This is a genomic window from Micromonospora sp. NPDC050200, from assembly GCF_040656135.1.
Lineage (GTDB): Bacteria > Actinomycetota > Actinomycetes > Mycobacteriales > Micromonosporaceae > Micromonospora.
On sequence record NZ_JBFALG010000037.1, the window covers coordinates 51,703 to 68,014 of the forward strand.

Annotated in this window: 11 protein-coding genes and 1 pseudogene; all 12 read right to left on the reverse strand. The window is 69.1% G+C overall.

What is annotated here, in order from left to right; translation table 11 throughout:
* Positions 1-2: 2 nt before the first annotated feature.
* A complete protein-coding gene (locus AB0I41_RS23085; RefSeq protein WP_357111060.1) occupies positions 3-2,120 on the reverse strand; it encodes a DEAD/DEAH box helicase in 2,118 nt (705 codons plus the stop codon).
* On the reverse strand, positions 2,120-3,160 hold the full coding sequence (locus AB0I41_RS23090; RefSeq protein WP_357111062.1) for a ParA family protein: 1,041 nt from the start codon (positions 3,158-3,160) through the stop codon (positions 2,120-2,122). The genes AB0I41_RS23085 and AB0I41_RS23090 overlap by 1 nt, the downstream gene beginning before the upstream one ends.
* The gene (locus AB0I41_RS23095; protein ID WP_357111065.1) at positions 3,157-4,335 is read right to left on the reverse strand and encodes an ATP-binding protein; all 1,179 of its coding nucleotides are present in this window, start codon (positions 4,333-4,335) and stop codon (positions 3,157-3,159) included. Before AB0I41_RS23095 ends, AB0I41_RS23090 begins: the two co-directional genes overlap by 4 nt.
* 14 nt (positions 4,336-4,349) lie before the next feature.
* On the reverse strand, positions 4,350-5,663 hold the full coding sequence (gene brxD / locus AB0I41_RS23100; RefSeq protein ID WP_357111068.1) for a BREX system ATP-binding protein BrxD: 1,314 nt from the start codon (positions 5,661-5,663) through the stop codon (positions 4,350-4,352).
* Complete coding sequence (gene pglZ / locus AB0I41_RS23105) at positions 5,660-8,401, reverse strand: BREX-2 system phosphatase PglZ (protein ID WP_357111071.1); 2,742 nt, start codon at positions 8,399-8,401, stop codon at positions 5,660-5,662. The genes brxD and pglZ overlap by 4 nt, the downstream gene beginning before the upstream one ends.
* Positions 8,398-12,168 carry a hypothetical protein gene (locus AB0I41_RS23110; protein ID WP_357111073.1) on the reverse strand — a complete coding sequence of 1,257 codons (3,771 nt, stop codon included), beginning with the start codon at positions 12,166-12,168 and terminating at the stop codon, positions 8,398-8,400. The genes pglZ and AB0I41_RS23110 overlap by 4 nt, the downstream gene beginning before the upstream one ends.
* 113 nt (positions 12,169-12,281) lie before the next feature.
* Positions 12,282-12,980, reverse strand: a complete 699-nt coding sequence (locus AB0I41_RS23115; protein WP_357111075.1) for a hypothetical protein — start codon at positions 12,978-12,980, stop codon at positions 12,282-12,284.
* Positions 12,950-13,465, reverse strand: a complete 516-nt coding sequence (locus tag AB0I41_RS23120) for a DUF262 domain-containing protein (RefSeq protein WP_357111077.1) — start codon at positions 13,463-13,465, stop codon at positions 12,950-12,952. Before AB0I41_RS23120 ends, AB0I41_RS23115 begins: the two co-directional genes overlap by 31 nt.
* A gap of 165 nt (positions 13,466-13,630) precedes the next feature.
* Entirely contained in the window at positions 13,631-14,281 is a 651-nt protein-coding gene (locus tag AB0I41_RS23125; protein WP_357111080.1) for a hypothetical protein, read from the reverse strand.
* On the reverse strand, positions 14,278-15,489 hold the full coding sequence (locus AB0I41_RS23130; protein ID WP_357111083.1) for an AAA family ATPase: 1,212 nt from the start codon (positions 15,487-15,489) through the stop codon (positions 14,278-14,280). Before AB0I41_RS23130 ends, AB0I41_RS23125 begins: the two co-directional genes overlap by 4 nt.
* A gap of 89 nt (positions 15,490-15,578) precedes the next feature.
* Positions 15,579-15,911, reverse strand: a pseudogene (locus tag AB0I41_RS23135) (helix-turn-helix domain-containing protein); the annotation flags it as partial.
* A 46-nt stretch (positions 15,912-15,957) separates the two neighbouring features.
* The coding region (locus tag AB0I41_RS23140; RefSeq protein WP_357111086.1) for a transposase at positions 15,958-16,312 on the reverse strand (355 nt) is incomplete at its 5' end.

Genomic DNA, 16,312 nt, shown 5'->3' on the forward strand with positions numbered 1-16,312 from the left:
CCTCAAAGATAGGCGAATCGGACGGGTTCCCGTAGCACCGCAGCCGCCCCCTCGACGTCGGCGAGCCTGGTGGCGAGTGTGGCGGCCGCCAGGCGGGGCGGGAGGGCGGCACTGAACTTGAGCCCGGCGAGCGCCTTTTCGGTCACGTCCGGCAGGCAGATCCGCTGATCAGCGTCCGCCGTCGCCACCCGCCACATCTCCCGATCCAGATCGGAGCGCAGTCGGATGCTGGCGTCGTCGTACCGCTGCGTAGGGTCGGCCAGGTCGCTCAGCGTGGCGATCAGGGTCGCGTTGGCCCGGAAACCGGCCCAGGTCCACCAGCGCACCTCGCCTTCTCGGTCCCGGACGACGACAGAACCTCCGGGATACGCCGTAGCGGTCGCTTCATCGCGGAGGGCGGCCAACCGCTTCGTGGCGCGGTCGGTGAGAGCGACCTTCGGGTCACTGCCGACCAGCACGTCCCGCATCGCCCGAACCATCGGATACGAAAGACCCTGCGGCGAAGCGCCGGTCATCCACAACGCCTTGCCGCCCCCGTCCGCCGGCTCCACGAAGCAACGGCGCCGTGTCCAGTCGATGTGGGTGACCCGCCAGCTGCGCCCGCCGAGCAGCAGCAGGCGAGGGCCTTGCACCTTCGCGGTCAACAGAGCGGGGTCGGTCCGGCCGATCTCGCTACGCCCCGACAGCACGGTGAACTGCGGCGGTGCGGTGAACACCGCGAGCATGTCCATGAAGTGACGCCGCCCGAATCGCACTTCGGCTTCCGGACCGATGAACAGCATGCCGGAGTCCGAGTCCAGATACCCGTGCTCGACCAGATGCCGCACGATGACCTGGGCGCTCCCGTCGAACGGTGACAGCCCGTTCCATTCCTCCCGCCACAACTGGTCACCCACCCGGTGCTGCTGCAGTGACAGGGCGAGGACCTGCTGGGCCACGATGTGCCGGGGTTCCGGTGGGGGCACGACAGCCTCGACCCAACCCTCCTGCCAGAGGTTGAGCAGTGCAGCCGCCTGCAGCAGCCCCTCACCGTCGAGGGCGAGGAACAGACAGTTGCGGCTGCTTCCTGGCCGCCGACCGGTCCGGCCAATGCGCTGGAGGAAAGCAGCGACGCTACGCGGGGCGTTGATCTGGATCACCCGGTCCAGGTCGCCGACGTCGATGCCCAGTTCCAACGTGCTCGTCGCCACGATCACGCAGTCCCGTTCCTGCGCGAACGCCTCCTCGGCGCGGCGCCTCTCATCGACCGACAGAGAGGCGTGGGAAAGGAACGTGGTGACGTCCAGCGCCCGCAACCGCTGCCCCAGTTCCTCGACCAGCGCCCGCGACTCGCAGAAAACCAACCGTTTCTGACCCCGGTGCAGGGCCGCGATCACAGTGGCGGCGTTGTGCACCGATCCGACATAGTCCAGCTCGACCTGCCCTGGAGGCACGGCAACAGTCGGGGACGCCGTGCTCACCACATCGGGTGCCAGGACCCGCGCCGGTCGCTGCCCTCGGCTCGAGCCCTGCAACCAGCTGAGCAGGACGTCAGGATTGCCGACGGTGGCGGAGAGACCGACCCGCTGCACCGGCCGGCCGGTCACCCGACTGAGCCGCTCCAGGACTGCGAGCAGGTGCCATCCACGGTCATCACCGGCAAACGCGTGCACCTCGTCGACCACGACGGTGCGGAGGCCGCGGAAGAACTCGTCGTGGTCGACGGATGCGCTGACCAGCATCGATTCCAGCGACTCCGGCGTGGTCAGCAGGACGTCCGGACGGTCCCGGAGGATCTTTCGACGCTGTCCCATCGTCACGTCACCGTGCCAGAGCGCAGCCCTGCGTCCCAACCACCCGGTGTACGTCTTCAGCCGCGGCAGGAGGTTGTTGAGCAGGGCCTTGAGCGGGCAGACGTAGAGCACCGAGGTACCCGACCAGTTCTCCTCGGCCATTCGCGACAACAGCGGGAACATCGCGGCCTCGGTCTTGCCGCCTGCGGTGGGCGCAAGGAGCAGGGCGTCCTCGCCCTCGAGCAGCGGCCCTATGGCGGCCTCCTGCAGCGGGCGCAGGGCCGGCCACTGCAGCGAGTTCACCACGTGGTGCAGCACCACCGGATGCAGCAGGTCGGCTCCGGTCATCAGTCGCCGGCGCGGAGGTCAGCAAGCCGCTTCAGCAGCTCCTGGCTCAACGATCGGAAGTCCTGGTAGCACCGCTGCACGAGCGTCTGCGAGCTGCCCAGCGCGCCATCCGCCGACCTCAGGTCGAACATCGGCTTCCGAGCGTCGTGCGCCAAGGGCATGAGGCTCTGGTAGTTGCGAAGCGTCGCGATCTCATACGAATTTCCGATGTCCTCGTTGGGAGGATCGAGCACTGAGCTGCCAAAAACGATCGGTACCCGATCGAGCCAGCGCTGGTACGCCTTGACCGGACGGTCCAGCCTCATTTTTGGCTGCATGACGACATAGCCGAGGGGCGTCATGGTTCCCTGCGGCGCCGCAATGTCCGATGGCACGTGCGGCAGCACGTTGGTCTTCCAGATTCGCCGCCAGTCTCTGAGCGCGGGTCCAAGGTTACGCAGGCCCCGCAGGGAAAACAGGTCGGCCGCCAAGGGCATGAGCACCGTGTCAGCGGCTAGCAACGCCGCGCGGTTGATCGCCCCAAGGTTGGGGCCAACATCCACCAACACGACATCGGCACGCACCCGCTCGCTCGCGTCAAGTATGAGCCGGTGAAACGCGGTTGTGGTCCGAAGTGCCGCGTGATCGCCGATGAGGCTGTTCGGCCAGGCAGCAGAAAGCTTGTCCTCGAACGCAGACAGGTTGAGGTCGCCGGGCACAAGCCAGAGTCCCTCGGTGATCGTGATGGGGTTGGCGAACCGAACATCTCCCAGCCCTCGCATGATGGGCTCGACGGCCGACGCCACTGTTCCGGAGTCACGGTCGGCCCGCAGGAGCAGCTTTTGCTGTCCGTCAATCAGCGGCCAGCTCGCCTGCAGTCCCTCTTGCCAGATCTCAGCTAGTTCATCCTCATCGAGAAAGGCCGCCGTCAGGTTCGACTGTGGGTCGAGGTCGATCGCGAGGACACGGTGCCCGAGACGCTGCAGCATGTGCGCGAGATGATAGGTGAGGGTGGTCTTGCCGACACCACCCTTGTTGTTGAACAACGCCACGGAAATCACGACGCACTCCTGACCGTGACGGTCCAAGACGCGTCATCGACCACGAAGTCGGGCGGTGGGTTCCCGTTCCGGGCCAGAGAGGCCCTGATCCTGCCGATGCCCCGGCCAAACTGGTTGACATACCCGAGCGACTTCATCGCCGCAGCAAGCGAAGGATTGCGGTAATCGTTGACTCGGTCAAAATTGTCGGCCCGGACCTGCCCGAACGGCCCGCCCGGATTGGTGATCTCGATCCGATCGTCGAACCAGGCCACGCGGACCGGGGCGTTCGACGACTCATAGTTACGGTGCATGATCGCGTTCATGCACACCTCACGCAGAGCCTCGAAGGGGTAGTTCGGCCGGGACTCTTCCCGGAACCCGCTCACCTCGACAAGTCGCGTCCGCAAATGGCCCTTGAGCAGCGTTTCGAGCCGCTCGGCCGCGTCGATGACGTTCAGCCGGAGTTCCTGCTCGTCCAGTACCGATCCTCCGACGTCCGTCCCCTCGTAGCGGACGAACTGCACGTACGCCCCGGGGATGCGGTTGGTCGGAGCCAGGCCGACGAGCAGGAGACCGAGCACGGTCGGCGTGCCGTCCACGTCGGCGAGCCGGAGTGAGGCCAGCTGCTGCTCGATCGACCGGTGGTTCTCCTCGATCACCGAGGGGTCGACGGCCTGCCGGAGATACTCCGCCCGGAACAGGTTGAGATCGAGGTCGTCCAGGGTGCTTCCGGGCACCGGACGAACGTCGAAGTGCGCGTCGAAGGACCGCCGTCGCTCGGAGAGCACCCGCTCGTCGTCCCGGGTAGCGGGCCGAGTGGAGGGTCCCGGCCGGACGTAGACGACGTTGTCGAACCGCACCGGTGGCGTGTGGGAGGCGTTCACTCGGACTCGGATGACAGGCTCCCCCTCGTACACCTCCGCGCTGACCACCATCGACGGCCGGTCGAGGATCAGCCCCTCGTTCCGGATGCTGGTGAACGTCAGAAGTGCGTCGTCCGAGGTGTTCACGTTGCCGGCGGGTCGGCCGTACTTGTCGACGCCGATGATCAGGTCACCGCCACCGAGGCCGGGCAGGTCGTTGGCGAAGGCGCAGATGGCCTTGCGGATGGCGTTACGGTCCCTCACCTCTCGCTTGAACTCAAGGGCGGCGGTCTCCTGCGTGCCGAGGAGCGAGGCGAGGTCGGTGCTCATGCTCTGATTCTTTCCTACAGGTCGAGCGAGATCTCGTCAGCCCTGGTCGCGTTGCGTTCCACGTCCGTCATCTCGGCGGCGGAGAGGGTGAGCGCGTAGTGCCGCCTCGGGTCGAAGTCGGTGAACTGGTCGACCCGGTCGAGCACATCCCCCACCAGCTTCTTGAGGAACAGGCGCGGTGCCACGCCCACCTTGCCGCCCAATCCGCCGGCGACCGCCTGCGCCAACTGACCGAGGTAGGCGTCGTCGACCAGGTCGCGTACCCGCTCCGGCGCGACGGACCCGGCCGCGTAGAGGTCCCGTACCCGGCCGCCGAGTTCGACCAGGGAATCGCCGGTGAAGCCGGCGAGTCGGATCTGCACCGCCCGCGGGTTGTCGAAGCGCGGTTCGGTGGTGAAGTCGACGGCGAGCCGCTGGGCCAGCGGTGCCAGCCGCTGGACGCCCTGCGGCCCGTCAAAGAAGGCCGGGGTGCCGGTGATGACCAGGTAGAGCCCGGGGAACCGACCGGAGTGCACCTCGTCGATGAGTTGACGCAGCGCGTTGAGGGCCTTGTCCCGGGCGTCGGAGCGGACCCGTTGCAGCGTCTCGACCTCGTCGAGCACCAGCAGCAGCCCGGGGTGACCGCTGTCCCGTAGCACGGCGAGCAGCCCCTGCAGGAAGCTCAGCGCCGCGAAGTGGTCGAGGTCGCCGCGAACGCCGGCGACCCGGCGGGCGGACGCGGCGACGTGCGGCTGACCGCCGAGCCAGGCCAGAACGGCGTCGGCGGTGGCCGGATCACCGGCAAGGCTGGCCGTGCGGTAGCCGCGTAGCGCGGCGGCGAAGGCGGGGGCGCTGCGACTGACCTCGGCGAGCCGCTGGTCGAGCAGGGCGCCGACCGCCCGGTCCAGGGCGTCGGCATCGTCGGGGGCAACCTCCCCGGCCGCCAGCACGTCCTCCTCGAGGGCGTAGAACCAGCCGTCCACCACCGGCCGGAGCGCGCTGGGCGGGAACGCCGAGGTGGTCAGCCGCTCGGTGAGCCGCCGGTAGACGGTCTCCAGCTTGTGCAGCGGCGTCTCGTTCTCCGAGATCTGCACCTCGGCGATGGCGAGGTTGGCACGCTTGGCACGCTCGGCGATCCACCGGGTGAAGAACGTCTTACCGGAGCCGTACTCGCCTCGGACGGCCTTGAAGACGGAGCCGCCGGCGGTGACGGCGTCCAGGTCCTCGCCGATCGCGGTGACGAACCGGTCGAGCCCGACGGCGAACAGGTCGAGCCCGGCCGAGGGCACCGCGCCCCGGCGCAGCGCGTCGATGACGTCCCGGCGGCGGGCGGGACTGACCGCGCTCATGTCGTCCCTACGGGCAGCCGGAACTGCTCCCGCAGCAGCGGAATGTCCAGGCGCGCGGTGCGGGAGTTGTCGATCAACGACAACACGGCGTAGTTGTCCACGTTGAAGATCCGCTGCAGCGTGCGGACGAAGCCGACCGCACGGCCCGGCACCTCGCCGGCCCGCTGTGCCAGCACGGCCACGGCCAGCACGCCCTTGGCCTCGACCAGCGCTCGCAACGCGGCCTCGATCTTCTTGATTTCCACCCGCCGCGGGGTCAGACCTTGTTGTGCCTGGAACAGCTCGGTGGCCAGCAACGCGGCCACCAGATCATTGCCGGCCGGCGGCGCGGCGGGGGGTGCCGGCGCCGCTTCCGGTACGTCGAAGAGCGCGTCTCCGGCGACTGCAGGCGCCTTGCGGCGGGACTTCGGCGCGGCAGGCACCGGCGGTGGCGGGGCCACTGCGGCGAGCACCGGCGCTGCCGCCTGCCACCAGTCGGGCTGACGTCCGTCGACCGGCATCCAGCCGCTCGGGGTGTCGGTCACGTTCGGCAGCAGGAAGGCCAGCAGCGGAATGGTCACCTCCGCCAGCGACGCGCCGCCGTGGTAACCGGCCTTGCTGGGGCGGTAGCGCAGCAGCGGGTCCCAGAGGGCGATGATCCGGTTTTCCGGAGCGACCACCCGCGGACCGGTCAACTCGACCTCTCCAGGGCCTGCCGGGCTGGGTCCGGTGCGGTGTCGGGCGGAGGCGGCGTCGGCCGCCTTGACCAGTTGGCCACCGCGCTCCAGCACGTGTCCGTGGTCGCTGGTGATGATCACCGCCCGTCCGGAGGAGCGGGCCTGGTCGAGCAGGCTGCTCAGGAAGCCGAGGTCGCCGAGCTGCCAGCCCGGTTCGTCGCCCTCCCGTCCGTGGGCCAGCGAGTCGTCGACGGTGTTGATGACGACAGCCACGAGTCGCGTCGCGCCGGCCACCGCCTCGGCCAGTTCCCCGGCGTAGACCTCGCCGGCTGGGCCACGGGCCGGGCCCTTGTGGAAGATCTGGGCGTCCTTGCCCCATCGGCCCTCGTTGAACATCCGCGTCTCGTTGCCCTGGTTGCCGGCGCGCAGGGCGCCGGCGAAGAGCGACGTCCGGGAGACGGCGGTCAGGGTCGGCAGAGCGGCCACCACACCGCGTCGCCGGCCACGGTCGGCGCCGGCCAGGGGGTCGTACTCGACCCAGTGCTGGGACAGCTCGTCGGCGAGTTCGACGGCGACGGCCGCGCTCATCCCGTCGAGGACGACGAGCAGCACCGGCCGGTCGGCACGGACCAGCGGGTCGACGACGCGCGCGAGAAGGTTCTCGACGGTGAGCAGGCCGCCGTCGTTGCCCGGACCCGTGGTGGACCAGGCGGCGAGCCGGTTCGCGAACGCGCCGTCGAGGTCCCGCCGCCGCGCCTGCGCCCGCTCGTGGATCTCGCGGAACGCCCGCTGCAGCTGCGGGTGGACGTCCTCGCCGGCCCAGACGTGGCTGAGTGCCAGGTCGACCCAGCCCCACTCGGCGATCTGCCGGTCCACGCCGTCGGCGACGCTGGCGGGTGGGGTCACCTCGGCACCGAGCCAGCGGACGAGTCGCTGCGCCATCCGGATCCGCCGGATCCGTCCGGCCTCCGCGTCGGCGAGCCGATGCGTGGCCAGATCGTCGACGGCACCATCGAGCGCCGGGGCTGCCGCGTCATGGAGGCTCGCCAGCAGCGCTTCGGCCGCGGCGTTGATCCGCCGGGTGAAGCCGGTACGCAGGATCGGGCTGTGCCCGGCGCTGCCGACCGCGTTGAACTGGACGAGCAACTCCTCCGCCCGGTCCAGCACGGCGTGTCCCTGCAGCCGCGTCTCCCGGTCACGGGCCGCCAGCATCCCGCTCACGACCTGCACCGCGGCGTCGGCGAAGCCACGCACGGTGGCGTCGTCGTCGAGGTTGCCGAAGTACTGGTCGATGCGCCCCTGTGCCCGTACGGCGTCGGGGGTGTCGATGCTCCAGAGCGCGTCGCAGACCAGACCGAGCGGCAGCGCGGCCGCGCCCCGGTCGGCGGCGACGAGCGCGAACAGCGCGCGGGCAGGTCGACCGAACTGTTCGACCAGCCAGCGGCCGAGCCCGTCCCGCTCCCCCTCCCGGAGCAGGCCGAACGCCTCGACCGCCCCCGGCTCGGCGCTCCACCGCAGCAGCGTCGCCACGTCCAGATCGTCGGGGTGCTCACCACGGCGGTCGAGACCCAGACGGACGGCGGCGAGGTGCCGCAGCGCGACGTCGCGGGTGAGCACGGCGGTGGTGAGCTTCGGCCAGCCGGCAGGCGGCATCGCGTCGAGCAGCGCCTCGCCGGCCCAGCCTTCTCGCTCCAGCGCGCTGTCCGGCACCTGCGCGCCGAAGGCGTCCACGACCAGGTCCCACGGCTCGACGTTGATCACACGCTGTCGGAAGATCCGGCTCCGCACCCCGTGCCCGAGGCTGGACTCGGGAATGTCGGTGAGCAGGACCAGCACCTCGTCGCCGCGGTCGGCGGCGAGGTGCTCCCAGATGGCCAGCGGCGAGACGCACGGCACGACCCGGACCTGGCGTCCGCCGGGCAGCAGGATCGCCGGGTCGTGCGGCCAGGCCGGTTCCGCGCGCACGACCATCACCGGGTACGCGTCACCGTTGCGGTGCCGGTCGAGCTGCTGCGTCACCTTCTGCCGCAGCGCCACCGGATGGATCCGCAGCGCCTGTGCCGACGCGGGTGCCTGAGTCACGACACGATTCTCCAGGTCACCTCGATGGTCGCGTCGCCCTGGTCAGCGGCAAAGGCGCGCAGCTGCTCCACCGCTCGGTCGAGGTCGCCGGCCGGCACCGAGATCCGCCCGTTCGGCTTGCCGACGACGACCTCCGGAAGCCGCGGAGTGTCCTGGTCGACCGAACGGCGTTGATGGACGAGGCCGGCCGTGTCGTCGTCGCGTCCGGGCACGTACACGACGTCCGGCTTTCGAGTGGCACGCCGCAGCAGCGCGGTGGCGTCGGTCTGGGCGCGGCGCAGGGCCGGCGCGAGCGGGGCGGTCAGCTCGTCGGTCTGGGCCACCCGGCGAAGCTCGGCGAGAATCGCCGCCGCCTCGGCCGCGTAGGGCTCGGGCAGCCCGGCGACGATCTCGAAGGTGTCCCAGGGCGCCGCGGCGAGCGCCGCCGAGACCTGCGCGGCGCTCATGATGCTCTTACCGGTCCGGTCGGCCGGGCCGGCGAGATCGGCGCGGGCGAGCCGCTCGACGACCTCCACCGCCGACCGTCCGTTGGCCAGCGTCTCCAGCAGGTCGGCGGCGGCGCGGGCGGTGGCCAGCCGTCCGCTACCAGACTCCTTGTCGATCCCGAGCCAGGTGGCGTGCTGGTCCAACCGGGCGACCAGTCCGTGAGCGGCTTCCCGGTGGCGGTTCGCCTGAGTTGTCAGGTCGCGGCCGAACAGCGCCACCAACCGGCCCCGCCGCAGGTCGAGCGGCTGGACGCCGAAGATGGCCGCGGAGCGGGCCCGCGCCGCCTGCCAGTCCTCGTCGCTGGGCAGCCGCTCCTCGCGGAGCGTGTGATCCGCGGTGAATTTCCCCAGCTCGGGAGCCGGGATCACTTCGCTGCCGTGGAAGTAGAAGGCGCGGTCGGTCTGCTCGGCGAAGGTCGCGACGACGAGCTGTGCGACGATCGGGTCGAGGCCGCGCGGACTCGGATCGTCGATCCAGCGCAGCAGGTCGCCGACCCGCAGCTCACCCGTGATGCCCTCGCTGGACGCCTTGCGCTGGAAGTGCTGGACCCACTGCCCCTCGATGACGAACGCCGCCTCGTGCATCGTGCCCAACCCGAGCGGGTTGGCGATGCGGCGCACGGTCTGCCGGTGCGTACGGTCGACCTCGACGCGCCCCTCGGGCGACTCGACCGCTCGGCGGACGTGGTCGAGCACCACCTTGACGTCGGCAAGCCGTATCGGGTCGCCCTTGCGGTCGGGGTCGAAGTCCGGGTGGGCCGGGTACTGCTGGCCGAGCATCTGGTCGCTGATGCTGCGCAGCGCGTCGTTGAAGGTCGCGCCCATGGGCAGTTTCGGCTCCAGCGCGCGGGTGAGCGACTGGAGGTGGTCGTCGAAGCCGAGGACGACGTCGGCGGGCTGCTTGCCGGCCAGCCCGTACGCCTGGCGCAGCACCGCCTGCATCTTGGCCAGCAGCGCGCTGCGCTGGTTGGTCAGAGCGCCGTGCGCGCGGCGACGGTCGTCGGGGTTGAGGTGCTCGGCGTGGCTGTCGAACCGCTGCCCTTCGAGCAGCTTGTCGATGATGACGAGCTTGCCCAGCTCGGTGCGGCGTTCGACAGTCAGCGCCGCGGGGATCCAGCAGACCGTGCGGGATGTGGTGCGGCTGATCAGTTCCTGCACCCGCTGCCGGTCGTCGGCGGGGCCGTGGCTGCCGTCGTCGAACGGATAGTCGATGATCATCCGCCAGCCGGTCGGGTCGTTCGGGTGGAACGCCTCGTCGCGGATGTCGTTGCCGTCGCGGACGTTGCCGTAGACCAGTTCGATGCTGCGGCGGCTGCCCCGCCAGGTCAGGCCGGCCTCGGCGAAGAACGAGTCGCTCCACGGCACGCCGAGCTGCTGCCAGAGCAGCCGCTGCACGATGTGCTTGCGGGCGCCCTCGTTGTCGTAGTGCTTGGCGGTGGCGAGGACGCTGTCGACGTCGACGCCGACCAGCTCCAGCGAGACGATCGGGTCGTCGCCCTCGCCGATGCGGATCTCGGCGAACCGGCCGGCCCAGTCGGTGAGCTTGCGGTTGACCTGCGCAACCTCACCGCCGGGAATCGGGCTGGTGATGCTGCCGTGATTGAGCGCGGAGAGCCGCCGGGCGGTCAGGTTCCGCAGGGCCGGCACGCTGGGCGCGAGGGCTGCCAGCAGCAGCGTCTTCACCAGCCGGTCGTCGCCGGTGAAGGCCCGTACCCGCCCGGCCACCTCGCCTGCCAGCGCGGTGCCCCGACGGGCGGCCTCCAGATCGTCGTCGGTGAGGTCGTACTGGCCGAGCAGGTAGGGGCGTAGCTTCAGGTCGTAGAGCTTCTGGGCCATCTCGAACTCGGCCTTGAGCTTCTCGGTGAACGGCTGATCGCCGCCGCTGCTGATCACGTCGTAGAGGTCGCCGAGCGGGACGAGCTGACCGAGGCGCAGCGTGTCGCGGCGGTCGACCAGGAGCTGGCGCATCAGCTTCAGCGCGGTCCGGGAGCGCTGCAGGGCGCTGGAGACGTGCACCAGGGTGGAGAGGAACGCCGGGCTGAACGGGTACGTCGACCGGAAGGCGTCGATGTCGGCGCCGCTGCCGGAGTCGGTGCCGAGCAGGGTGTCGAACACCTCCCGGCGTACCTTGGTGGTGGCGTCGAAGGCCTTGCCGATCGCGGCGCCGGCCGTGGTGTCGCGGGGTTTGAGCAGGCGGCGGCGGGCGATCTCCGGGAGGTTGCGGTCCTCCAGCTTGATCACGTCGAACCGGCCGCTGGCCAGGTTGAGGGTGTCCTGGTAGCTCAGCTCGTTGGCGCCGGTGACCTCCTCGCCGACGAGTTCGCGCAGGTCACGCTGGCGGGCGATGAAGCTGACCACCGGGATGGGCCGGCGCGTGTCGCCGCCCTCGACGAAGTTGGTGATCTTCTGGATCTCGCGGGAGACGAACTGCTGGTCGCCGATCGAGTTGGCCAGCCAGAGGATCAGTTCGTCGAGGAAGAGGATCAGGCCGTGGTAGCCGAGTTCCTTGGCGTGCCGGCTGATCTCGGTCAGGCCCCGGTCGAGCGAGACGAACGCCTCGGCGTCCTCCCGGGCGTTGCTGAAGAAGCCCTTGTTCCAGCTGGTCAGCAGGTCGTTGACGAGCTTGCGGCGCAGCTCGTCGGAGTACGCGCCGGCGAACGCCTGGTCCAGCCGCTCGGACGTCCAGAAGGTCTCGCTCTCGCCCCACTCGTCCTCGACGTCGCCGCCGGGCAGGCCGTCGATGAACTGCTTGTCACCGATCTTCTCCCGCAGCGAGGCGGCCTGATCCAGCAGCGCGTCGGTGCGGTGTACCGCCGGGATGGGCGCCTCGGGGTGCAGCGCGCGGACCCGGTCGACGTAGCCGCCGAGGACGCGCTGCTCCAGCGAGCGGGCGTCCAGCAGGTGGTACGGGACCAGGAGGAACTTGCGGCCGTCCAGCCAGACGCTGTGCTTGGCGACCAGCGGCGCCAGCTCGTCGCGGCCGCGGGCGGCGGCCTCGCCGCGCAGCAGCGCGTGCAGCACCGCCATGAAGTGCGACTTACCCGAGCCGAATGAGCCGTGCAGGTAGGCGGCCTTGGAGGCGTGGCCCTCGACCGCGGAGCGGATCAGCCCGAGCGCCTCGTCGAAGTTGCCCAGCAGCCGATCCGTGACCACGTAGTCGCGGAGCGTGGAATCGGCGTCGGCGACACTGTCGGCGAGCTTGAGCACGAAGTCGCTCGTGCTCGTGCGCTCCGGGATCTCGATGAACTCCCGGAGCAGCGGCGCAGAGGTGGGCGAAGACATGCTGCTTACCGTACCGATCACTCAACAGGGCGTCATACCCTGAGCCAGCGCCGCGCCAGGAGGTTGCCGGTCGGCCGGACGGTGGGCACCGTGAGTGCCCGCCCACCGATCAGCTATGCGGCGGCAGATTCAAACATCTCCCGAATCGCGTCGAACCGGAAGCGGACCTTCGCCGGGTCCCCGGTGCCCTGCGAGATGGCCGCCTGAAAGTCGACGTCCGACATGAGGTCGAGGAACTTCTTCTCGACTCGCCGGTGGCGCCTGACCAGGACGGCGATCTCGTCCTCGGTCATCATCGCGAGATTCACCGACACCGCTTCGAAAAGAGCCTTGTTGATCGGCAGTCTTCGGCTGCCGCCCTTGCGTTCCACCTTGCGGAAGGCGTAGTCGCCGAAGATCTCGTACGCCCCGTGCAGCGCTCTCTCGAACTGCTCCCACAGCTCGTCGACCGCTGCCTTGGGCAGCTTGTTGAGGGCCCGCATGGAGGTGCGTAGGAAGAGGTCGAAGTCGTCGTCCGTGTACGAACCGGGTTCGGTCAGCCGATACGCGAGGAACCGCAGGACCATCTCGCGATCCGCCATCCGGTCACTGCGCACGCTGTTCCCGGTAGCCGACCTGAACGCCTCCGAGTCGGCCCACTCCCTGAGGATCACCCGCCCCTCACCGGGAATGAGCGCGTGCCGCAGTTCCTGGCGAGACAGCGGCAGACCACCGGTGTTGATCCGGGCGAAGATGTTGAACTTGACCTCCTCCGGAGTGCCCCGCCTGATCAGGTGGACGATCAGTTCGGTCTCCCGGAGCCGGGTCTGCAAGCGGCCGGGAGGTCCGCGAACGTCGCCTGGTCGTACTCCTGGCCGAGGTATTCGAGATTGCGAAGGCGCAGCGGCTCGACACCGATGGCCTCCGGCTCGACGAACTCCACGATCGTGGTCAGCCGCTGGATGCCGTCCACCATCGCCCACACCTCGTCGTCGGCCTCGGCGGCGTAGAACGTCGGCAGCGGGATCCGCAGGAGGAGCGACTCGATGAGGCGGCTCTTGGCCTGCGCACGCCAGATTCCCGCTTGTCGCTGAAAGTCTGGTTGCAGGTCGACCCGTCGGGTGCGAACCCGGGAGAGCAGCAGGTCGACGGTCGTGTTACGGGTGACCACGTCGATCAACTCTGGGTCGAACGGGGTCTGGATCAGGTCCTCGGACCCACCCATTACGGCGCTGTCCGGGTCGTCCTCGACCTCGACACCTGTCAGGTGACCGAGGGAATCCAGTTCCTCGACAACGTCCTCGACGGGATCGGACACGTGCGCCACCTCGATCCGACAGCACCGGCTGAGCCGACCGGAAATGCGAGCGATGTTCCGGCGCAGGAGCCTAGCGGTTATCCCGGCAGTCGACGTGCCCACTGACACATTGTGGTCAGTTACCGGCCCGCTTCCGAGGACCACCACGTCAGCGGAGAACGAAACCTAGATCCGGGCGACCGCGTCGAGAAATGACTGCCAGCTTCGGCTGCGGGCGAACCATGGCGGGGACAACTGCCCGGTGGAGACGATCTTTTCGGCGATCAGCACACTGTCGGCCTCGACGTACGACTGGAACGTCGGGCGGGCGCCGGCCGGTCGTACCGCCTTCTTGAGTTGCTCCTTGGCGTTGCGGATCTGTCCGACGTCGCGACCGGCGTACTGCCTCGGCGGCTGCCAGCTGGGCCGCACCTGACGGACCGCCTCCGGGAACAGGAACCACCAAGTTTCCATCTCCCAGGCCGGCACGACTGGCAGGACCGGCCACGGGAGCGACCGGTAGCACTCCTCAATCTTGGAGATGAGGGCCTCGTGTGCCGGCTCCACGTCGTCGGCGTCCTCGTGCATGAGCACGCAGCGGATCGGCGTCGCAACGTTCAGGGCACGCAGCAGAGCAGATACCCGATCGGCGTGACTGGGCAGCCTGCTCGGCGGCACGTTGCGCACAAGCGCCATCGGCTTGCGGAGTGGTTTGAGGTCGGCGCGGGAGATGTCTCGCCGCAGCGCCGCCACCAGCACCGCGATCGTCTTCCGATCATTGTCGTCCTCGCCCAGGACGACCACGGTCCTGGGCTGTTGTCGCTGCCGGGGTGTCATTCGGGGCAGCCCCCCAGAGCGCCGGAGAACCACAACTCACCGAGGCCGATCTCGCCCCGCAACTCCCGCTCCATCGCGCGTACGGTCTCCGGGGCGATCGCCGGTATCCGGGAGGAGGCGTCCTCACCACGCTCACAGACGATCAGCTCGTCCGGCGTCAACCGGTTGACCAGCGCCGGCGAGTGCGTGGCGATCAGGAACTGGGTGCGCTCGGAGGCTTGGCGCAGCAGTTCGACGAGACGGTCCAGGATGTGCGGGTGCAGCCCGTGGTCGATTTCCTCGATGCAGGTCAACCGCGGCGGCGATGGGTCATACAGGAGGGCGAGCAGCGCCAGCGCCCGGATGGACCCGTACGAGGCTTCCTGCAGTTTGGTGGATCCGGGCAGCGCGGCCTCGACGAGATTGAGCACCACTCCCTCGCCAGCCCCACCGATGGGCGTGAACTCCAGGCTCGCCAGGCCAGGAATGAAGGAGCGGGCATCGCGGTGCAGCGCGGCGAACCTGTCGGGGTGCTCCTCGGCGAGGTATGCCAGGAACGGTGCGAGGTTGCTGGCGTCGTTGGAGAGGCGCTCACTGATGCGCTCCTGAGCCGGCCTACGCGCTGCAGCCACATCCACGTCGAAGACGCGGAAGCTGGAAAAAAGGTCGGCCAACGCCTCGACCAGCTCGGCGTCGTCCTCAGAGACCAGCTTTGGCAGCGTTGACAGGCCGAGAGAGCCTTCCCGCAGGCTTGCTGTCTCTTCACCGCCCTCCGGCCTGTGAAAGGTGATCTTCCCGCCATCGATCGTGATGCGCTGCCCCGGCCCGGTGGCGCGCTCGAACGTGAACCTCTCTGCGCGGCGTAGTGCCTGCCGACCGGTCCGCACCAGCGGCTTCTGTGAAGAGAAGGTGAGGGTATAGGTGTCCGGAGCCGCCAAGCTGCTGTTCCTGGTGACCGCCGTCTCGACCTCGATGCCGATCGGGCTCCTCGGGTCGCGACTACCCCGGAACAGCACGCGGTGGATGCCTCCGCGACGATCGAGTGCCGGTTCGAGGTCATCGCGGGTCGCGTCACCCAGAAAAGCGATGACGTCCAGGAGGTTCGACTTTCCCGCACCGTTGGGGCCAACCAGCACGTTGAGGGCGGCAAGGCGCACCTCCACGTCGCGCAGGCTGCGGAAGTTGGTCACCTTCAGCCTGAGCAGATACGGGGGATGCCGAACGGCCACGGAGAGAGCCTACCGTGTTGATCAGCTCGTGCCACGCACGCCGCGACGGTCAGCTTGGCTGAGCGCCGCGACCTGAGCGTCTCGCACCGTCAGGCCAAGCCGTCGAGATCAGCGACGGCACGGAGCCCATCACTGTCCCGGATGACAATTTCGCGATAGCCCGTGGCGATGATGCCGGCCCCCCGCAAGCTTCCGAGCGCCTTGTGCAAGCTGATCTCGGCCGCCCCACAGAGAGTCGCCAATTCACTCTGGGTGAGTCGCACGTTGATGACGAGCCCCTCGCAGCTTCGTCGGCCGTAAGCCGTGGCGATCTCCCAGAGCACGCGCGCCAGGCGAACCTTGACCGGGTAGGAGGCGAAGTCGACCCGCCGCCGGTTTGCCCAGCGCAGCCGGTCCGCGACAATGCCGGCGACCTCCATGGCCACGGCCCCGGCGTTGTTCGGGAGTGTCCGGTTTGATCATGGTTTGTTAGATGCCGTAGACGGCGAAGACGTCGCTGCGGTCGTGTAGGTCGCGGCGGGCGTGGGCGATGTTCGCGCGTCCGGCGAGGCGGAAGGTGTTGAGGGACAGGTTGCGGAAGGTGGCCATAGCGCGTGGGGCGGTACCGGTCCGCAGCTGGGAATCGTCCTCGTGGAAGGTCACGTCTCTGGTCCAATGAAGACGGGTCTCCACGGACCAATGGCCCCGGGCGTAGGCGTTGAGGTGGTGCGGGCCGGCCAGGTCGGCGCCGAGGCTGACGATGCCGTGGATGATTTCTTTGCTGGTGCGGACTCCGTCGAGGCCGCCGGTGTCGCGGCGTAGCCGGAAGACTTGCCGGGCGCCG